The 20,606-nt window shown below is 35.1% G+C and carries 16 protein-coding genes; 11 read left to right on the top strand and 5 right to left on the bottom strand.

The window, feature by feature from the left end; genetic code table 11:
• Positions 1-25: 25 nt before the first annotated feature.
• Genes MTX13_RS06980 through MTX13_RS06970 form a run of 3 tightly spaced genes read right to left on the bottom strand, consistent with a single transcriptional unit; the run spans position 26 to position 3,335 of the window.
• Positions 26-1,384, bottom strand: a complete 1,359-nt coding sequence (locus MTX13_RS06980) for an MATE family efflux transporter (RefSeq protein WP_250433738.1) — start codon at positions 1,382-1,384, stop codon at positions 26-28.
• Entirely contained in the window at positions 1,381-2,418 is a 1,038-nt protein-coding gene (gene hemH, locus MTX13_RS06975) for a ferrochelatase (protein WP_250433737.1), read from the bottom strand. The genes MTX13_RS06980 and hemH overlap by 4 nt, the downstream gene beginning before the upstream one ends.
• Positions 2,419-2,438: 20 nt before the next feature.
• Positions 2,439-3,335: a helix-turn-helix transcriptional regulator gene (locus MTX13_RS06970; protein ID WP_250433735.1), complete on the bottom strand. Its 897-nt coding sequence runs from the start codon at positions 3,333-3,335 to the stop codon at positions 2,439-2,441.
• Between the two features lie 193 nt (positions 3,336-3,528).
• Here MTX13_RS06970 and hemA point away from each other — a divergent pair, with 193 nt between their 5' ends.
• The 8 genes from hemA (at position 3,529) to MTX13_RS06930 (ending at position 12,700) form a co-directional block, all read left to right on the top strand.
• Positions 3,529-4,791, top strand: coding sequence for a glutamyl-tRNA reductase (gene hemA, locus MTX13_RS06965; protein WP_250433733.1), 1,263 nt, complete (start codon positions 3,529-3,531; stop codon positions 4,789-4,791).
• Positions 4,784-6,361, top strand: a complete 1,578-nt coding sequence (gene hemC / locus MTX13_RS06960) for a hydroxymethylbilane synthase (RefSeq protein WP_250433732.1) — start codon at positions 4,784-4,786, stop codon at positions 6,359-6,361. Before hemA ends, hemC begins: the two co-directional genes overlap by 8 nt.
• 161 nt (positions 6,362-6,522) lie before the next feature.
• On the top strand, positions 6,523-7,548 hold the full coding sequence (hemE, locus tag MTX13_RS06955; RefSeq protein ID WP_250433731.1) for a uroporphyrinogen decarboxylase: 1,026 nt from the start codon (positions 6,523-6,525) through the stop codon (positions 7,546-7,548).
• Positions 7,549-8,219: 671 nt separating this feature from the next.
• Complete coding sequence (gene hemF, locus MTX13_RS06950) at positions 8,220-9,122, top strand: oxygen-dependent coproporphyrinogen oxidase (protein ID WP_250433879.1); 903 nt, start codon at positions 8,220-8,222, stop codon at positions 9,120-9,122.
• On the top strand, positions 9,113-10,123 hold the full coding sequence (locus MTX13_RS06945; protein ID WP_250433730.1) for a DUF4421 domain-containing protein: 1,011 nt from the start codon (positions 9,113-9,115) through the stop codon (positions 10,121-10,123). The genes hemF and MTX13_RS06945 overlap by 10 nt, the downstream gene beginning before the upstream one ends.
• Positions 10,124-10,125: 2 nt before the next feature.
• Positions 10,126-11,115 carry a porphobilinogen synthase gene (gene hemB, locus MTX13_RS06940; RefSeq protein WP_250433729.1) on the top strand — a complete coding sequence of 330 codons (990 nt, stop codon included), beginning with the start codon at positions 10,126-10,128 and terminating at the stop codon, positions 11,113-11,115.
• Between the two features lie 26 nt (positions 11,116-11,141).
• Positions 11,142-12,227: a CNNM domain-containing protein gene (locus MTX13_RS06935; RefSeq protein WP_250433728.1), complete on the top strand. Its 1,086-nt coding sequence runs from the start codon at positions 11,142-11,144 to the stop codon at positions 12,225-12,227.
• Entirely contained in the window at positions 12,227-12,700 is a 474-nt protein-coding gene (locus tag MTX13_RS06930; protein ID WP_250433727.1) for a methylated-DNA--[protein]-cysteine S-methyltransferase, read from the top strand. Before MTX13_RS06935 ends, MTX13_RS06930 begins: the two co-directional genes overlap by 1 nt.
• Here the strand turns inward: MTX13_RS06930 and MTX13_RS06925 are convergent.
• Positions 12,697-13,131, bottom strand: coding sequence for a cupin domain-containing protein (locus MTX13_RS06925; protein ID WP_250433726.1), 435 nt, complete (start codon positions 13,129-13,131; stop codon positions 12,697-12,699). The genes MTX13_RS06930 and MTX13_RS06925 overlap by 4 nt on opposite strands.
• A gap of 72 nt (positions 13,132-13,203) precedes the next feature.
• Here MTX13_RS06925 and MTX13_RS06920 point away from each other — a divergent pair, with 72 nt between their 5' ends.
• The 3 genes from MTX13_RS06920 to MTX13_RS06910 are packed head-to-tail and all read left to right on the top strand — an operon-like array spanning position 13,204 to position 15,733.
• Positions 13,204-13,806: a TetR/AcrR family transcriptional regulator gene (locus MTX13_RS06920; RefSeq protein ID WP_250433725.1), complete on the top strand. Its 603-nt coding sequence runs from the start codon at positions 13,204-13,206 to the stop codon at positions 13,804-13,806.
• 43 nt (positions 13,807-13,849) lie between these two features.
• Positions 13,850-15,016 (top strand): serine hydrolase domain-containing protein, encoded by a 1,167-nt coding sequence (locus MTX13_RS06915; RefSeq protein WP_250433724.1) that lies wholly within the window; start codon positions 13,850-13,852, stop codon positions 15,014-15,016.
• Positions 15,017-15,019: 3 nt separating this feature from the next.
• Positions 15,020-15,733, top strand: coding sequence for a 3'-5' exonuclease (locus MTX13_RS06910; RefSeq protein ID WP_250433722.1), 714 nt, complete (start codon positions 15,020-15,022; stop codon positions 15,731-15,733).
• 49 nt (positions 15,734-15,782) lie between these two features.
• On the opposite strand, the gene MTX13_RS06905 is transcribed toward MTX13_RS06910, so the two are convergent.
• Positions 15,783-20,549: a reprolysin-like metallopeptidase gene (locus tag MTX13_RS06905; RefSeq protein WP_250433720.1), complete on the bottom strand. Its 4,767-nt coding sequence runs from the start codon at positions 20,547-20,549 to the stop codon at positions 15,783-15,785.
• Between the last annotated feature and the right edge of the window lie 57 nt (positions 20,550-20,606).

The following is a 20,606-nucleotide window of genomic DNA, read 5'->3' as shown; positions in this document are numbered from 1 at the left end:
TAATGAGGACTAAAAATACGGATTATTAAGCACTATTCTTTTTCAATTTTAAATTCATTTTAATTTCTCTGTTTAAGAAATATGCCGTCACAATAGTTGCTAAAACATCAGCTATTGGGAAGGACATCCATACACCTAATTCGTTATAAAATATTGGCAAAATGAAAATGAGTGGAATAAAGAAAAATCCTTGTCGTGTTAATGTGAGTAGAAGCGCAGGTGTTGCTTTACCAACAGCTTGAAAATAAGCCGCTCCAATAAGTTGTAAGGCAATTATTGGTGTAGCCGCAAATACCCAGCGCATAGCACTTGGGGTTTCTGCAATTACATCTGGATTTGTGGTAAATAATTTTGTAATCCCTTCAGGAAATATCATCAATAAAACAAATACCAATGTAGCTAAAGCCATAGCATACTTAATGGCTGTATTGATGCTTTCTCGAACGCGGCCATATTTTTGCGCACCATAATTATAACCTGCAATAGGCAAAAACCCTTGCGTAATACCATAAACTGGAAATAATGCAAACATGAGCATGCGCCCAACTATGGCATAAGCTGTTACTGATGTTTCGCCACCCAACTCAAATAGAATATTATTCATAAATAGGTAGGTTATACTAACTACGGCTTGTCTTGCCAAGGTTACAAAACCAAGCGAGCTAATCTCTTTTATAATAGAAAGATTCAGTCCAAAGTGATGCCATTTTATTTTTAACTCTGAATTTTCAGAAAGGAAAAACCATAAAATAAAGGCAAAGCATAACAAATACGATCCAGTAGTTGCCCAAGCTGCTCCAACCATTCCGTAGTCTAAAACATTGATAAATAAATAATCTAAAAGCAGATTACCAACAGATGGAATCATCATAGCATACATAGCAAACTTTGGCTTGCCTTCTGCTCTAATAACCGTATTTCCCATCATGCATAAGGCAAGAAAAGGAACACCATACAATACAATTTTATAATAGATTTTTGCAGGCTCAAAAATATTCCCTTTTCCACCAAACGCAGGAATAATATCATTAACATAATACAATCCGAAAGTAATCATGGTAACTGTTAACAGGAGTGTTAGAGTTAACTGATTACCAAATGTTTTTAAGGCCTTGTTAGAGTTATTTGCACCTAATGCACGTGAGATTATTGAAGAACCTCCAATACCAATACTCATTCCTAAAGCTGCAATAAAAAAGGAAACAGGCAACACCACGTTAATGGCAGCAATGGCTGCGGAGCCTATCCAGTTACCCACAAAAATGGTGTCCACTAAAATGTTCAAGGACATCACCAATATTCCAATAGAAGCTGGTACAGCCTGTTTAATAAGTAATTTGCCTATGGGCTGTGTTCCTAAATCAACTGATGAAGATTTTTTCATTCAGATAATACAGTTTGGGAATCTGCCCATTCGTTTATCCAATCAGCTAGAATACGAACCCATGCATCGTCATCATTTAAACATGGTACGGTTGTAAACTCATTCCCACCTATTTCATGAAATATTTCTTGTCCTTCCATAGCAATCTCCTCTAAGGTTTCCAGACAATCACTAACAAAAGCTGGTGTTACAATAGCCATGTTTTTTATACCATCTTTTCCTAAACGTTCAATAGTTCTATCTGTGTAGGGTTGCAACCAAGGGTCAAATCCTAATCGCGATTGAAAGCTGGTTGAATAGGTTCCATCCTCAAGGTTTAATTTTTCAGCAACTAAACGAGTTACCTCAAAACATTGATGCCTATAACAAAACTCATGAGCACTTGATGGTGTTTTACAACAACTGCCATCTATTTTACAATGCGATTTAGTAATATCACTTTTTCGAATATGACGCTCTGGAACACCATGATAAGAAAATAACAAGTGGTCCATGTCTTTTCCTTCCAAATGACGTTTTATAGAGTTAGACAATACTTCAATATATTCGGGTTTGTTGTAAAAAGCTGGTAAATCTGAAATAGTTAAGTTTGGAAAATATTGCTTTCTAACCTCTTCGGCTAAAACCAAAATGGTTTCGGTTGTTGCCATGGCAAATTGCGGATATAATGGAATTAGCAGAACTTCTTCAACGCCTTTATCAACTAATTCTTGCAAGCCATTCTTTATGGTCATACTGCCATAACGCATGGCCAAAGCAACTGGAAAATCGACTTTTTCTTGAACCTTTTTCTTTAAACGTTCTGACAAAACAATTAAAGGCGAGCCTTCTTTCCACCATATTTTTTTATAGGCTGCCGCTGATGCTTTAGGTCTAGTGTTTAAAATGATTCCTTTTACCAAAAGGTTTCTGGCCCAAAGCGGTACGTCAATTACACGTTCATCCATTAAAAATTCACCTAAATACCTTTTTACATCTTTAGGATTGGGACTATCTGGAGAACCCAGATTTACTAATAATATTCCTTTTTTCATATCAATTATTTGCCCTGAAATTAATTCAAAGACATCACATATTTTTTTGGTGTGGTACCATATTTCTTTTTAAATGCCGCTATAAAATGACTCGCTGTACTATAACCTACTCGCAAACCAACCTCATTTACATTGTGGTCACCTGATTCTAATAGTTTTCGGGCAACTTCCATTTTATAATCAAATAAAAAACTGAATACAGAATCGCCATAAATTTCCTTGAAACCTTCTTTTAATTTTTTCAAGCTCAACTGAATTTCATCTGCCAGTTCTTGAAGAGTTGGTGGTTCAGCCATTCTAGAAATAATTATATCTTTTGCTTTACGAATTTTTATAACGTTGGTTTCATCGGCTAAAAACGGACATTGCTCAATATTGGCATCTTCACTTCTATTAAAATATAGGCTTAACAACTCATAAGCTTTCCCTTTAAAATAAAGATTCTTGATAGACTGATTTAAATTATAATTCACCAATTGATTGAGAACGATTGCCATAGACGGTGTAATGCTTCCATCTTTGTAATATTTTTTATGGCGATTATCTTCACTTAAAAACGTAATGTAGTCAGCTTCTAGTGAAAATAGGCGGTGGAACTTTTTTATGGAAATTAAAACGGAAACCAACCAAGAATTTGGGTTAACATCCATATAAATTGGTAAATCACGTTCAGGATTATATAATAGCAATGACGTTTCTTCCTGAATATTTAGGGTGTAAGTTCCGTTATTGAACTGAAACGCGCTAGAACCCTTAATGCAAAAGTGAAATTGTATATAACTGCTATCTATCTCACGTTCAACCGTTTTAATTTCGTTTGAATTATTTTGAAATGTTAAAACTATAAAACCATCGTCAATAAATGATTCCTCAAAAGATCCTTTAGCGATACTTTTAGGCTGGCTATTTTCTTGCATAATATTGTTTTTATTTAGAATGGTTCTAAACTAAATTAATCAAAAGTATTGATATTACAGCAAAAGTATGACAATTATCATATTATTTAATATTTATTGATTAAAAAACTACAAGCGATACTAAAAGTTCTTTTGGCGTTATTTTTATTAATATATCCATTCTATTTTTGCTTGGTAAATTCCAAGTCAGGTAATGGAGCGCTACAATATTTCAAAAGGAAATTCTTTTTATGCTATTGGTTTAAGTTATAAAAAAGCCGATGCAGAAATTCGTGGTCACTTTAGCCTGGATGCTGAAGCCAAATCCAAATTATTGGAACAGGCCAAAAATGAAGGCGTTGAGAGTTTAATAGTAACTTCTACTTGTAATCGTACAGAGATTTACGGCTTTGCGCAACATCCTTTTCAGCTTATCAAATTGCTTTGTGATAATACTGTTGGAACCGTTGAAGAATTTCAAAAAGTGGCTTTCGTTTACAAAAACAGCGAAGCCATTTCGCATTTATTTCGAGTAGGTTCAGGGCTTGATAGTCAAATATTAGGTGATTTTGAAATTATAGGTCAGTTAAAACAGGCTACAATAGCTTCTAAACAAAAAGGGTTGTTGAATGCTTTTTTAGAGCGCCTTATTAACGCTGTAATACAAGCCAGTAAACGCATTAAGACAGAAACAAATATTTCAACTGGTGCTACTTCTGTTTCATTTGCATCGGTTCAGTATATATTGAATACTGTTAAAAATATCTCAAGCAAGAATATTTTACTTTTTGGCACAGGAAAAATTGGTAGAAATACCTGTGAAAACTTAATAAAGCATACACAGAATCCGCATATTACACTTATAAATCGTACCAAAACGAAAGCTGAAGCTATTGCGGGAAAATTCAACTTAACTGTAAAGGATTATGCCAATTTACAAGAGGAAATAAACGCTTGTGATATATTAATAGTGGCTACTGGAGCTCAACATCCTACAGTTGATAAAGACATTATTCAAAGCAATAAGGAGTTACTTATTTTAGATTTATCTATTCCCAAAAACGTGAATGAAAATGTTTCGGATTTAGATACCGTTAAGCTTATTCATTTGGATTATCTTTCAAAAATTACCGATGATACATTAGAAAAACGCAAACAGGACATTCCGTTAGCTGAAAAAATAATTCAAGACGTTGAATCTGATTTTAATGCATGGTTGGAAACACGTAAATTTGCACCTACCATTAAAGCACTAAAAAATAAACTTCAGGATTTTAAAGTTGCTGAATTGGATTCTCAACGTAAGAAATTAGCTAACTTTAATGAAGAGCAAGCCGAAATTATTAGCAATAATATCATTCAAAAAATAACCAATCATTTTGCCCATCATTTAAAAGATGATGCTATTTCTACTAATGATAGTTTAGAGCTTATAAAAAAAGTGTTTCAATTAGAAGAAACTACCCACCATGTCTAGAACCATCCGAATAGGTACCCGCGATAGTGAGTTAGCCTTATATCAAGCCAATATTGTAAAAAGTCAATTAGAGCATTTAGGTCATAAAACCGAATTAGTACCTGTTAAATCAACAGGTGATGTTGTTTTAAACAAGCCGCTTTACGAGTTGGGCATTACAGGTATATTTACAAAAACGCTTGATATTGCCATGCTCAACAACGATATCGATATTGCTGTGCATTCCTTAAAAGATGTACCAACGCTTTTACCTAAAGGTATAGTTCAAGTCGCTGTTTTAAAGCGTGGGAATGTTCGTGACACCTTGGTTTTTAAAAACAATGAAGAATTTTTAGGTGCCAAAAATGCTGTTATTGCTACAGGTAGTTTAAGACGTCGCGCACAGTGGCTTAACCGCTATCCTACCCATACCGTTGAAAATTTAAGAGGTAACGTTAATTCCCGTTTACAAAAATTGGAAGAAAACGAACATTGGAACGCTGCTATTTTTGCCGCGGCAGGTATTGGTCGTATAGGACTACGCCCAGCTAATGCCATTAACTTAAATTGGATGATTCCTGCTCCTGCCCAAGGCGCCATAATGATTACTGCTCTTGAAGAAGATGAGGACATTAAGGCAATCTGTTCCGAATTAAACCACGAGGAAACTGAAATATGCACAACCATTGAGCGTGAGTTTTTAAATAAACTGGAAGGTGGTTGTACAGCTCCAATTGGTGCTTTGGCATTTATTAAAGATGAAGAAATTACACTTGAAGGCGTTTTATTGAGTACAGATGGTAGTAAGAAAATTGAAGTTAAACGTTCTGAAAAATTAGGACATCATCACGATTTGGCTAATTTTTGTGCTAATTATATTATTGAACGTGGTGGAAAGCGCTTAATGGATACTATTAAACGTTCTTCGGTTGGGACTAAAGTGTATTCTACCAAATCGCTTACTGAAGATCAGTTACAATTATTTAATGAAAATATAGGTGTCGATAGTTCCGATTTTGTAAAAATTAGTCTCAACAGAATAAAGCCACAAGTTGTTAGAAAACCGATTCAAAATGTAGTTATAACTAGCAAAAATGCTGTGGAAGCTTTATTACATAATTTTTCGGCCACTGAATTACAGTTTCAGAACATTTATTGCGTAGGCAGACGAACCAAAAAACTTATTGAAAACCGTATAGGCCCTGTTAAGCACAGTGAAAAAAACGCCCAAAAATTAGCTGAATATTTAGTTGATTATATTGAAGGAACCGAAGTAACCTACTTCTGTAGCGATATCCGGTTAGATGCCTTGCCTTCCATTTTAGAAGAAAACAATATATCGGTTACTGAAGTAGAAGCCTATCAAACGAAATTCGATGCTGTGAAACTCAAAGATTCAGTTGAAGGGGTTATGCTCTATAGTCCATCAACGGTACAAAGCTACAGACAAGAAAACAATGCTGAAATTATTGCCTTTTGCATAGGCGAAACAACCGCCAAAGAAGCTAAAAAACATTTTAAGGATATACGCATTGCAAAAGTCCCTACAGTTGAAAGTGTTATAGAATTGGTAAACGAAAATTATATTTAAAATCTCACGACTTCGCTCGAGGTGACAAAAATTGTCCGGTCGAGCGGAGTCGAGACCTAATTACATAAAAGTCAAATTAGTTGTCATTCCTGCGAAGGCAGGAATCCAGTAAAAGCTATAATAATTTAAAAAGATTCCTGCCTTCGCAGGAATGACAAAATATGATAAAAAACGATTTATTTTTAAAAGCCCTAAAAGGAGAAACTGTTGAAAGACCTCCTGTATGGATGATGCGACAAGCTGGTCGCTACCTTCCAGAATTCATGGAAATTAAAGCCAAGTACGATTTCTTTACGCGCTGTCAAACGCCAGAATTAGCCAGTGAAATAACGGTTCAGCCAATAAGAAGATTTGGTATGGATGCGGCCATTTTGTTTAGTGATATTTTGGTTATACCTCAAGCCATGAACATTGAGGTACAAATGAAACCTAATTTTGGGCCTTATCTACCGAATCCAATACGCTCTCAAAAAGATGTGGACAACGTTATTGTTCCTGATGCTAAAGACGCACTTAATTATGTGTATCAAGCTATAAAAGCAACCAAAGAAAAATTAAATGATGAGATTCCTTTAATTGGTTTTGCAGGTTCACCCTGGACTATTTTATGCTATTGTGTTCAGGGACAAGGGAGCAAGAATTTTGATAAAGCCAAAGAATTTTGTTTTACAAACCCAATAGCTGCACACCAACTATTACAGAAAATTACAGATACTACTATAGCTTATTTAAAAGAAAAAGTAAAAGCAGGTTGTAATGCTGTTCAGGTATTTGATTCTTGGGGAGGTATGTTATCGCCAACCGATTATCAAGAGTTTTCTTGGCAGTATATCAACCAAATTATTGAGGCATTGCATGAGGATGCTCCAGTTATAGCCTTTGGAAAAGGGTGTTGGTTTGCCCTAAACGAGATGTCTAAAAGTAAGGCATCGGCTTTAGGTGTTGATTGGACCTGTTCTCCAAGAAATGCGCGCTATTTAACTGGTGGAAAAATTACACTACAAGGAAACTTTGATCCTACCAGATTGTTTTCTCCGCCTTCAGAAATTAAGAAGATGGTAACCCAAATGATCAATGAGTTTGGGAAAGATAAATACATTGTAAACTTGGGTCACGGTATTTTGCCTAACATTCCGTTAGATCATGCTAAAGCCTTTATTGATGCTGTAAAAGAATATAAAAGTTAAGTTTGAAGCCTGCGAGACCTGTCAGGTTTAAAAAACCTGACAGGTCTCGCAAAACTCGCAAAAAAAAGAAATCACTGTAATCTTATTAAATGAAACTTGAAAAAATAGAAAAAGACCATTACTATCATATTTTCAATAGAGGAATAAACAGCTCTGTTCTTTTTGAATCTGAAGATAATATGACTTATTTTCTAAAACTCATAGACAAACATCTTAAAGATAAGGTTAGTATTGCTGCCTATTGTTTACTGAACAATCATTTTCATTTAGTTGTTAAAATTATTTCTGAAGAAAAAATAGCTATTCAAGCATTTTCAAACCTTTTTAATGCCTATGCGAAAGCATTCAATAAACAAAAAAATAGAACTGGTACTTTATTTGAAAGACCTTTTAAGCGTATCAAAATCAATGATGAATCTTACTTAAAGAACCTCATCTTATATGTTCATAAAAATCCTGAAAATCATAAATTGACTAATAAGTTTTATGAGTATAAATTTACATCCTACAACAATTACTTTTTAAACGAAAAAACTCTTATCAGTAATGATAAACCCTATATCTTAACACTTTTTAATGATTTAGACAATTTTAAACACGCTCACCAATTAGACCTGTCAGGTTTCAAAAACCTGACAGGTCTAGGGCCAACCTCCAAATACAATTCAGATATCAAAGACACATTCTATCAATACATACAAGATTTACAAGATACCATCACTTCTAAATTAGAAACTGTTGATGGCAAAGCACAATTTCAAGAAGATATTTGGAAACGCCCTGAAGGTGGTGGTGGAAGAACACGCGTGATTGAAAATGGTAATGTTTTTGAAAAAGGCGGTGTGAATATTTCGGCAGTTCATGGCGAACTGCCCGAAACCATGCGTAAGCATTTTGGTGTTTCTGAAGCGGACTTTTTTGCCTGTGGTTTGAGTCTGGTTTTACATCCAAAAAACCCATTTGTTCCGACTGTTCATGCCAATTGGCGTTACTTTGAAATGTACAATCAAAATGGCGACATTGTTGACCAATGGTTTGGCGGCGGACAAGATTTAACTCCATATTACTTATTTGAAGAAGATGCCAAACATTTTCATCAAGTTTGTAAAACAGCTTGTGATAAGCATAATCCAGATTTTTACGAAACCTACAAAGCTAGGTGCGATGAATACTTTTACAATTCGCACCGAAATGAAGCGCGAGGCATTGGTGGTTTGTTTTTTGATTATTGCAAGACTACCGATACTATGTCTATGGAAAAATGGTTTAACTTTGTTACTGAAATTGGTGATAGTTTTTTAGAAGCTTATATTCCAATAGTTAAAAAACGAAAGGATTTACCTTTTTCTAAAGAACAGCGCGATTGGCAAGAAATACGTCGTGGTCGTTATGTGGAATTTAATCTAGTTCACGATAAAGGCACCTTGTTTGGCTTAAAAACCAACGGCCGCATTGAAAGTATTTTAATGAGTTTACCGCCTCATGTACAATGGGTTTACGACCATCATCCAGAAGTTGGTAGTAAAGAAGAAAAACTTTTAAGTGTTTTAAAACAACCAAAATCATGGGTCTAAAAAATAGTTTGCTTTCTATTCTTTTATCTACATTACCATTATTGTGCTTTTCTCAAGAAACTAATGAAGAAATTATTTACAAAGAAGAAACTGAATACAAGGTTTCTTATCCTAACAGAATAACGGCTAGGGCTTACTATGTTAATACTTCTAATTCGCTTATACTTAAAGATCGTAATTCTGATACTTTCTTTAATCTTGAACCTAACAAACAAAACCGTATTGGTGCTTCAATCTCTTTTAGAGGCATAACAGCTTCCTATTCATTTGCCCCGGATTTCTTGGCTAAAAATGAAGACAATAAAGATTCTAAACTTTTTAACCTTAACTTAAGAACCTTTTTTGGGAAGCACTTTATGCAAACCTTTGATCTTTTCAACGAAAAAGGTTTCTATTTAAGGGATGATAATATTTCGGTCTATTTACCAAAAACCAGAAATTTTAAAATTGGTGGTGCAACATCCTATATCTGGAATGAGAATTTTTCTTTTCGTGCTATAACGTCCCAAGACGAAAAACAGCTTAAAAGTGCAGGAAGCTTTATTCCAAGCATTATATATTACTACTCTAAATTCAATTTTAGAACAGATTTGGTGAACCCTCCAATTGATGATGATTATAAGTCTTTCGATATTGCTTTTGCACCTTCCTATTATTACAATTTTGTTCCTACAAAAAACATATTACTTTCGGCAGGGGTTTCTGCCGGAATTGGGCTGAATTATTCAAAATACGATGGTGAAGACTCATTAACTACATTATTGACCGAATTGAACTTTAGGGCTTCGGCTACCTATGATATTGATAATTTATATTTAGGTACACACTATAGCTACCTAATTTTGAATCATAATGCAGACAGATCAACACGAGTAAATGATAACATCCCTTACTTTCAAATATTTGTAGGCTATCGCTTTAGGGCGCCGAAATCTTTGGTCGCTTTTGCTGATAAGATGCAAAACAAATTGAATGAAGAAATTGAAAAAATAAAAAACTAAACATGTATCCTTTAAGAAGAAATAGACGCTTAAGAACCAGTGAAGCCATCAGAGGTTTAGTTCGTGAAACCATTATAACTCCAAACGATTTTTTAGTACCATTATTTGTTGTAGAAGGTAAAGGTGTAAAAGCGGAAATCGCTTCCATGCCAAGCTACTTTCGCTACAGTTTGGATTTATTGGAGCAAGAAGTAAAAGAACTTTGGAATCTTGGTCTAAAGTCAGTTCTGCTTTTTGTAAAAGTTCCAGACAATCTAAAAGACAACCAAGGAAAAGAGGCCTTAAACCCAGATGGTCTTATGCAACGTGCTATAAAAACAGTTAAAAATGTTTGTCCCGAGATGTTGGTCATGACTGACGTCGCTTTGGATCCTTACTCGGTTTATGGTCATGACGGTATTATTGAAAACGGTGTAATTGTTAATGATATTACCATTGATTTTTTAGCCGAAATGAGTGTGTCTCATGCTCAAGCTGGTGCGAATTTTGTTGCGCCAAGTGATATGATGGATGGTCGTATTTTATCCATTCGCGAAGCCTTGGAAGATGAAGGATTTACTGATACTGGAATCATGAGTTATTCGGCAAAATATGCTTCTGCATTTTATGGACCGTTTCGTGATGCTTTAGATTCAGCCCCTGTTGACATGGTTAATATTCCGAAGGACAAAAAAACTTATCAAATGGATCCTTCCAATCGATTCGAAGCTATTCGTGAAACCGAAATGGATATCGATGAAGGCGCCGATATTGTGATGGTAAAACCAGGGTTATGCTATTTGGATATTGTCCGTGAAATTAAAAACGAAGTGGATGTTCCGGTTGCTGTATATCAAGTTTCTGGTGAATATGCTATGCTTAAAGCTGCTGCCGAAAAAGGTTGGTTAGACCATGACGCCGTTATGATGGAACAAGTAACTGCCATAAAGCGAGCAGGTGCGGACATTATAGCATCGTATTTTGCCAAGGATATTGTGAAATTGATTTCGTAAATTAGCTCCAACTTAATTTAACATTAATGAGTGCATTAATTTTCTGGGCAACCATTTCCATTTTCTTTTCTTTTTTATGTTCTATTCTTGAAGCTGTGCTTTTAAGTGTTACGCCAACTTTTATAAACGTCAAAAAACAAGAGGGCAAAGATTATGCAATAACGCTTGAAAATCTAAAAAAGGATGTTGACCAACCGCTGATTGCTATTCTTACTTTGAATACTATTGCACACACTTTAGGCGCTATGATGGTTGGTATAGAGGCTGAAAAATTACCCTATAAAGTTGAGGTATTCGGCATTAATACAGTCGGTATTGTTTCTGCAATTATGACACTTTTGATTTTAATTGCTTCAGAAATAATACCCAAAACCATTGGTGCCACCTATTGGAAACAATTGGCCAATTTTACCTCAAAGGCCTTAACTATTTTAATCTTTCCTCTAAAATGGACAGGTATTTTATGGTTACTACGTCTGACTACAAAACTTATTGGAGGTAGTGCACATGGCAGTGTGTTAAGCCGTGAAGGCTTTATGGTAATGACAGATATGGCTCACGAAGAAGGTGTTTTTCAAGAAAACGAAAGTAAGGTTATAAAAAACTTGTTAACGTTTAAGGATGTCCGTGCTAAAGACGTTATGACGCCCAGAACAGTTATGAAAACCGAAAACGAAAACTCTACCGTTGAAGAATTTTTCAATAAAAATCTCAATTTACGCTTTTCGAGAATACCTATTTATGTGGATACGGAAGACAATATTAAAGGACTTGTTTTAAAAGATGATGTTTTTAAAGAAATGGCGCTTGATAACAATTCCAAAAAATTATCTGAATTAAAACGAGAAATCATAATTGTTGATAGAGACTTGTCTATTCCAATATTATTTGAAAAACTTGTTGAAAGCCGAAATCATATGGCTTTAGTTGTAGACGAATACGGCTCTGTAAGTGGTTTGGTGACCATGGAAGATGTCATTGAAACATTACTAGGGCTTGAAATTATGGATGAAAGTGATAACGTTTCTGACTTACAATTACAAGCCCGTAAAAACTGGGAAGCTCGTGCAAAGAAACTTGGTATTTTAAATAATCCTGAAACTGAAGAATAATGGAATCCTGTATCATTCAATCGCCTCTTGGGTATACTAAAATTATTGGTGATGAAAATGGTATACAAACTGTTACAGTTTTAAATTCAGACGAAATGTTTTCTGATATTATTCCAGAAACTTTAGAGGACTGTGCCTACCAACTAAATGAGTATTTTAATGGTAAACGCCAATCATTCGACTTAAAATTAAATCCCCAAGGTACCGATTTTCAAAAACAGGTGTGGAACGAACTATTAAAAATTCCTTTTGGCAAAACGGCATCTTATCTAGACCTTTCTAAAAAGCTAGGTGATGTAAAAGCTATAAGAGCGGTAGCAAATGCTAATGGGAAAAATCCTATTTGGATTATTATTCCGTGTCATCGTATTATCGGCAGCGATGGTAGTTTGACTGGATATGCTGGCGGTTTACACAGAAAACAGTGGTTATTGGAGCATGAAAGTCCTTTTAAGCAACAGCGTTTGTTTTAAACTTTGATAATCATATCAAAATCGGCTGCTCTTTCAATTACTGTGTTTATTTTTTCTTCAGTTATAGATTCTTTTTGAGCATTGTTATCACTTACAGGAACACCTACAAACTCAAAAAAACCTCGAAATCCTTTAGGGCTGTGTACATTGATCCACTTACATGTTGAATCGCTTCTGTTTGTAAATGTATGAAGGGTTTTCGGAGGTAAATCAACCAAATCGCCAGCTTTAACGTTTTTTATTTCACCATTTACCATAAACTCCATTTCACCTTCAGTTATTAAAAACGTTTCGGAAAGTTCGTTGTGTAGATGTGGTGGTGGCCCTTGTGTATGCGCTGGTGTTTCTCCCAAAGCAAAATCATAATCGCCTGTTGTACTATAATTTGTAACCTTATGTCCTAGTACCCAAAAAGTTTCTGCTGTTTTCATTTCGTGAGATTTTTGTCTCACAAATGTATTTGTTTTTTTTGAGCTTTCAAAATTTTATGAGATATTTGTCTCATGAAAAATATATCACTAGATACAGGTAGAAAAACTCAAAAGAAGAAAACACGTCAAAAGCTTCTTGAAACTACCCAAAAGTTACTCTCTACAGGTAAATCTTTTACTCTTGAAGACGTTGCGAAGCACTCAAAAACCTCAAGAGCTACTGTGTATCGCTACTTCTCAAATATTGATATTTTATGTTCCGAAGCAGGAATAGATATCAATACAAAGTCTCCAGAGTCTTTAGTTGAAGCATGTAAAGACCTGCCCATTATTGACCAAATACTTTTTATACAGGATTATTACAATCGACTATCCATTAACAACGAAGCTGCTTTTAGAAAATATTTAAGCGTATATCTAAAAGAAGATTTTTCTGTTTCAAAAAAATCTGTTCGAGGAGCAAGGCGAACAGCCACACTAAAACTAGCTTTACAACCATATAAAAGTCAACTTGGAGAAAATTATCAAAATATAATTGCTTCAGCAACTGCTTTAATGGGAATTGAACCAATGATTACTGCAAAAGACGTGTGTAAACTAAATAACACTCAAGCTCAAAAATCTTTGTCCTGGGCTTTAAAAACATTACTGCAAAATTGTGGTCTTAAAAATTAAAAATAAATTCATTTTAGTATATTTAGTCTTCTAAAACTACTACATGAAATTTTTAAAGAAAATTCTTAAATGGGTAATCATTATTTTTGGACTACTCATAATAACACTCTACTTAACGGATACGGATTATTTACTTAAAGCAGTAAGGACCATATATTTTAAAGGTTATACTACAGCATATCTTGAAGATTATAAAGAATTTGATAATGCTGTTATTGAAAACAACATGCCTCAACCTTGGCCAAATCACAAAGACTACAACACCGTTGAAGCAACAGAAACTTTAAAAGAAATCCATAAACAAAACGGCACTATCGCCTATGTCATCATAAAGAATGATAGCATATGGTATGAATCATATTATGATGGTTTTGACGAAAATGCAAAATCAAACTCCTTCTCCATGGCAAAAAGTTACGTGTCTGCCTTGTTAGGAAAAGCTATCATGGATGGCTATATAAAAAATTTGGACCAACCGGTTTGCGATTTTATTCCAGAATTTTGCGAAGGCAAAGATGATAAAGCTAAAAAAATGACCGTTGGTGATTTGTCTTCCATGGCATCAGGCACCAATTGGGATGAACGCTATTATTCGCCATTTTCAATCACTACACGTGCTTATTTTGATGACGATTTAGACAAAGTAATGTTAGGTCTTGATGTGGTTCGTGAACCTGGAACGAGTTATAAATATGCCAGTGGTGATACACAAATGCTAGCCATGGTATTAGAACGCGCTACTGGTAAAAAGTTATATGATTATTTAACTGAGAGTTTCTGGAAGCCTTTAAATTCAGAAAACGCCACGTTATGGCAAGTTGATAGTGAAGATCATGACATGGTTAAAGCCTATTGTTGTATAGCCAGTAATGCTAAAGATTTTGCGAGAATGGGTAAGCTCTATAAAGATTATGGTAAGAGGAATGGTCAGCAACTTTTAGATTCTTCATTTATAGCTAAATCCATTAAACCAAGGTTCCCAGAAAGCCCAGAATATGGCTATGGTTGGTGGCTAAAAAAGATGAATGGTAAATCCTTTTTTATGATGCGTGGCCATTTAGGGCAATATGTAATTGTAGAGCCAAATGATAATGTTATAATTGTTAGACTTGGTCATTCAAAAGGACCAGGAGATGCCATAGCTACATTTACACCAGACATTACAACATATATTGAAGAAGCTTATACCATGCTGAATAAAACAGAATAAACAATGATTAGTAAACTAAATCTTGAAAACATACTTTTTTTGGACATTGAAACCGTTCCAGAGACACAGCATTTTTCAGATTTAGACAACACCAAACAAGCCCTTTGGGAAGCCAAGTCGCAATACCAACGTAAAGACGATTTTACAGCCGAAGAATTTTACGATCGTGCTGGAATCTGGGCTGAATTTGGCAAAATAATCTGCATTTCTGTTGGATATTTTAAAATGCAAGGTGATGTTAGAACATTTCGGGTCACATCATTTTATGGTGACGAAGTAAAAATATTGAAGGACTTTAAAAATCTTCTTATAACGCATTTTAGTCAAAACAAGCATTTATTATGTGCGCATAATGGTAAGGAATTTGACTTTCCTTATATAGCCAGACGTATGATAATTCATAATATTGAATTACCTTATAAATTAAATCTCTTTGGTAAAAAACCTTGGGAAGTACCACATTTGGATACATTAGAACTTTGGAAATTTGGAGATTATAAAACCTTTACCTCTTTAAAGCTATTGACGAATGTTTTAGGAATCCCTTCCCCAAAAGACGATATTGATGGTAGTGAAGTTTATAGGGTATATTACGAAGAAAATAACATTGACCGTATTATTACCTATTGCGAAAAAGACACTGTAGCGGTTGCGCAAATATTTTTACGATTGCGAGGTGATGAACTACTCCACGATAGCGAAATTGTTCACATATAAAAAAGTCCAGATTTTTAATCTGGACTTTTTCAAATAGTATAACAAATACTTACTGTTTGATGAACTTTTTAGTAATAACTTCCTCACCTTCATTCACTTTAATAAAGTAAACACCAGCTTCCAGGGTACTCACATCTACATTTGAAATGGAGTTACCCTTCGAAACCGTTTGACCTAACATATTAACTATTGTATAAGTCGCATCTTGATTTCCTGGTAGCTTTACATTAAGCACATTTCCTTTTACTGGATTTGGATACACCATAATTTCTTGATCTCCAAAATCATCATCAACATCTAAAGTATTTAACGCAATTAGTTGATTAATTTCACCTCTACTAGAGTTAGTACCAGTTATAGTAACTTGATCTATGTAAATCTGATCATTATTACCTGAAGCATCACATTGGAATCTAAATCCAGCATTAGATACAAATGCATATTGAGAAGGCGTAATTGTAATTGTACCTTGATAGAACGTGTTGTTATTAATACCTGAACCACTAACATAAGTTGCTACTGTATTCCACGATGACCCGTCAAAATAACGAAGCCAAAAATCCTCTCCATTTTCCATACTTCTGACGTAGAAGTAAAAATCTATGACAACTTGAGAAAAAGAAGTGACATCTATATTTGATAAGGTCATAGCTGAAGCAGTTCCAGAATTATCTCTAATTCTTATAGAGTAACTTCCTTCATATGAATAAGAACCTGAATATCTGGCACAATCACTTCCTCCATCTGCCCAGCCATCCCAGCCAGTTTCAAAATAACCTTCATTTAAAACAACATCTGTAACTTGACATGGTGCACAAAATGATCCGCCACAATCTACACCAGTTTCATCGCCATTCTGGATACCGTCGTTACACGTTGGCGCAGCTAGTGTTGTTACATTTACGCTATTACTTGCAGATGAACTATTTCCAGCTGCATCATTAGCAATCACATAAAATATATAATTTGTACTTTCAGAAAGTCCCGTAACCTGATACGTTGTTCCTGTTACATTTGTAATAAAACTTCCATCCTGATACACATCATAATCCGTAACTCCAACATTATCAGTTGCACCAGACCAAGATAAATCGGTTGTTGTTTCGGTAGTGTTTGAAGCTGAAAGAGTTGGTGCAATTGGAGCTTCAGTATCTGGTCCAGCTGGTCCTGAAATGCTCACGCCATCGATTGCAATATCGGCTTGCCAAGTGCTTCCAACAAATCTGTTAAAACGCAATTGTATTCCTTTACCTACATAAGTATTTAAATTAATATTTACATCTAACCAAGCATTACCCTGATTACCTGTTTGGTTCCAAATACTTGTCCAAGTTGCACCATCATCATCACTAATTTCTAAATCAATTGTACCCATGTCTGAAGCTCCATACATATGATATGAGAAACTAAATGTAGCTTCTGTCATGCTTGATAAATCAAAACATGGTGAATTAATAATAGCGCGTTTATCTGGATAACCTGTACCATTTCCAGAAGCTTCAACATAAATATAATATGTGCCATCGTTTGCGCTCGAAGGTCCTGTATTGGATGATGGTGTTCCATTAGAATTTATAGACCAATTCAAATCATCAGCAGATGATTGCGACCATGCTCCTAAAGTGTTTTCAAAACTTTCATTGTAAGGGAAAGATGAAATACCGCCTGAACAACCATTAGATGGTTCAGAAACATTTACTGTTCTTATTACTTCATCGGCTGCATTTCCAGACGAATCACTTACATTATAAGTAATTACATAAGTTCCAGCAGTATTTGTATCTACTGAATCTCCACCAACGACAATGTTGGCTGAAATATCACCATCCAAATTATCGGTTGCTGTTGCTCCCAATTCAGTATAAGAATCTCCTACTGTTAAGTTAACTATAGAAGAACCGTTTAGGCTAATTACTGGAGCTGTTGTGTCAGGATTTACATTAACAGTACGTGTTACTTCAACAGCATTATTCCCAGCTACATCACTAACATTATAAGTAACCAAATAAGTCCCAACAGTATTTGAATCTACTGTATCTCCACCAATTACAATATTTGCTGAAATATCGCCATCCACATTATCAGTTGCAGTAGCACCAAGTTCTGTATAACCCTCTCCTAATTCTAAATCTATTGTTGAAGCTCCATTTAATGTTATTACTGGTGGTGTTGTATCTGGACCGCTTCCCTCAATAATTACAGTATAATCTTCTACTTCACCATACTGGAACGTTTCGCATGAACTAGGAGTTCCATTATACTTCATTGAAACACGCATTCTTGTTGCATTTTCAACAGCATTGGATGGAATAGTAAAACTACCACTAACAGGTGTTGACTGCGTAGCCGATTGTGTCCAAACCTGTTCGCCGGCATCATTAAAATCTCCATCTCGGTTATAGTCAATCCAAACTGCATAGCCTTCAGAATAAACTGTACCAGTCCAAGTTGGTGTAACTGTAATTGTGTATTGGGTGTCTTTTGTTAAAGTAGTTGAAATACTTGTGAAATCTGTATAAAACTGTCCGCCAGATGAATTATCTATAGTATTTAATTGCACTCTACCTATGTATTCATCATTGATGTTTGTACTTGCTGAACTGCAGTAATTCAATTGTACATCTGTAGTTGTGAAATTAATTGTGCTACTATAAGCTGAAGTTGATGTATCTGGACAAACACTCTGAACTTGAGCTTCATATTGTGTTAAAGCACTTAATCCTGAAAGTTGAGTTGATACACCTGCAACATTTACCGTTGTCCAAGAACCTGAACCCACTTCACGATATTGTAAATTGTACGTTGCTCCAGGAACAGCATCCCAACTTAAGGTTGCTGAACTATCTGTTAAACCAGAAGCATTTAACCCATTAGGAACTGTGGCATTACACACTACTTGTCCAGCAATCGTAAAGTTTGTGTTAGAAATATCAAAGAAAATATTATTCGATCCTCTTACCATTACACGGTTTTGAGTTCCTTGATTATTAGGAACAATTATATCATGGGAACCATCATTAGGAACACCTGCTGCTAAAGCTATTGGGTATGTGTCTCCACCATCTGTTGATAAGAAAATGTCAACATTTGCTGCATTAACACCATTCCCTGTTGTTCCTGCTACATTCCAAGTAACTGTTTGCGTTGACCCAGCATTCCAAGTCACATTTGTGTTAGGCGAATTCACAACAAATGGTCCAGCTGTACCATTTACAGTAACGACCATATCGTCACTATTATTAGTTCCTCCTCCAGCAACATTATCTCTTACCGTTAATCTAAAATTTAACGTTCTTGCCACATTAGGAACGGCTTCCCACTGCCAAGACGTAGCACCAGATTTTATAGTTGATAATCTTGGAAAATAACGCTTACTATCAGATGTTGGCTCATAAGCCCTAAACGCAACTCCAGAAGTAGCCGTCGTGCTTGGGTAGGTAGTAGATGCGTTGTTTTCATCCATTTGTTCCCAGGAGTAAGACAATACGCCTCCATCAGCATCTGAAGCAGAACCTTCAAGAACAAACGCTGTCCCTTTTGGAATTGTATAATTTGCTCCTGCATTTACAGTAGGAACTGAATTTCCTGTATTGGTATTTGTTTGGCAACTTGTTGTTTTTATATAATCTGTTACTTGTTCAATTGAAACAGCATGAAAATTTGGATGCACATTATTCTGAACATCAGTAGCCCCAGTAATTCCTGCATAACTCATTATGGTAGAACCACTGCCTGGTTCTACTTGTACATTAGTCCCCTCGTTACCATTAAATGTCCATGTATGATTAGCTCCGAATTGGTGACCCATTTCATGAGCCACATAATCAACGTCAAAAAAATCACCTTCTGGAACAGTAGCTGAAGTCCAACCACTACCTTTTTGTCCATTAACACATACACAACCTATACAACCAGCATTTCCGTTATTCTGTAAGTTTGCGAATAAATGTCCTATGTCGTAATTTGATTCTCCAATTACTGAAGTTAAAGTGTTTTGTAAAGCAGAATTATAACCACTTGTAGTATTACCGTAAGGATCAGAATTTGTACTTGTGTAAATCACATCATCTGTATTAGCAATAAGTATCATAGTGACATTAAAATCAACTTCAAAAATTCCATTTACACGTGTCATTGTATTATTGATAGCAGCCAAAGCTTGGGCTTTAGTGCCGCCATGATATTGTGTGTACTCACCTGTAGCAGAAACTGCTAACCTATAGGTTCTTAATATGCTGTCGTCAGCATTGCGCATCATTGATGAACCATGAACTTGCTGATTTAAACTTTCCGAAATTTCGCATTCAAACTGATTCTGCCTATTTATGCGTTCAGCACGAGTGAAGGCAGTATATAATTGCCCATCTTCAGAAATAGATTCAATAAAAGTCGCAGGACTATTTGCTGACAATCTCATACTTTGGAAGCCCAGAGACGACATACTAAATCTTATAACAGCAGACGGATCATCAATACCTTGACCAGCATAGGAACGGATATCTGGATATCTAGCCTGTAAATCTGGATGGAGATTTGATGCTTCAAATATTCTGAAGCGTTCCATTACGCCTTCTGAATTGGGGAAAGACAAAATAACATTTGATTGCCTTCTAAATTCTTCCCGTTTAGGGGATTGAAGTAGTGCTTGTTTCAATCCTTCTATGTCTAAAGTAAAGGTTTGGGCTTTAGGCAAAGCTTGTTTGCTTTCCTTAATTGAAACCGTAGGTTTTACAGTCTCTCTCTTCCAAAAAGATTTGTTTTGAGAAAAAACAAACCCTGTACTCATTAAGATAATGAATAGTAGTATTTTTTTCATGATTGTTTAGAATTTTGGTGATTTTATTGAATAATTGATTGTGAAAATATTAATAAA

Source organism: Hanstruepera flava (assembly GCF_023634025.1).
In the GTDB taxonomy this organism is placed as follows: domain Bacteria; phylum Bacteroidota; class Bacteroidia; order Flavobacteriales; family Flavobacteriaceae; genus Hanstruepera; species Hanstruepera flava.
The sequence above is the reverse complement of the archived record's forward strand: the minus strand, read 5'-3'. Positions and strand labels throughout refer to the sequence as shown.

Coding starts and splice junctions, on each gene's coding strand:
- MTX13_RS06980 (WP_250433738.1), bottom strand. CDS start 1,384: ATGAAAAAATCTTCATCAGTTGATTTAGGAACACAGCCCATAGGCAAA.
- hemH (WP_250433737.1), bottom strand. CDS start 2,418: ATGAAAAAAGGAATATTATTAGTAAATCTGGGTTCTCCAGATAGTCCC.
- MTX13_RS06970 (WP_250433735.1), bottom strand. CDS start 3,335: ATGCAAGAAAATAGCCAGCCTAAAAGTATCGCTAAAGGATCTTTTGAG.
- hemA (WP_250433733.1), top strand. CDS start 3,529: ATGGAGCGCTACAATATTTCAAAAGGAAATTCTTTTTATGCTATTGGT.
- hemC (WP_250433732.1), top strand. CDS start 4,784: ATGTCTAGAACCATCCGAATAGGTACCCGCGATAGTGAGTTAGCCTTA.
- hemE (WP_250433731.1), top strand. CDS start 6,523: ATGATAAAAAACGATTTATTTTTAAAAGCCCTAAAAGGAGAAACTGTT.
- MTX13_RS06945 (WP_250433730.1), top strand. CDS start 9,113: ATGGGTCTAAAAAATAGTTTGCTTTCTATTCTTTTATCTACATTACCA.
- hemB (WP_250433729.1), top strand. CDS start 10,126: ATGTATCCTTTAAGAAGAAATAGACGCTTAAGAACCAGTGAAGCCATC.
- MTX13_RS06935 (WP_250433728.1), top strand. CDS start 11,142: ATGAGTGCATTAATTTTCTGGGCAACCATTTCCATTTTCTTTTCTTTT.
- MTX13_RS06930 (WP_250433727.1), top strand. CDS start 12,227: ATGGAATCCTGTATCATTCAATCGCCTCTTGGGTATACTAAAATTATT.
- MTX13_RS06925 (WP_250433726.1), bottom strand. CDS start 13,131: ATGAAAACAGCAGAAACTTTTTGGGTACTAGGACATAAGGTTACAAAT.
- MTX13_RS06920 (WP_250433725.1), top strand. CDS start 13,204: ATGAAAAATATATCACTAGATACAGGTAGAAAAACTCAAAAGAAGAAA.
- MTX13_RS06915 (WP_250433724.1), top strand. CDS start 13,850: ATGAAATTTTTAAAGAAAATTCTTAAATGGGTAATCATTATTTTTGGA.
- MTX13_RS06910 (WP_250433722.1), top strand. CDS start 15,020: ATGATTAGTAAACTAAATCTTGAAAACATACTTTTTTTGGACATTGAA.
- MTX13_RS06905 (WP_250433720.1), bottom strand. CDS start 20,549: ATGAAAAAAATACTACTATTCATTATCTTAATGAGTACAGGGTTTGTT.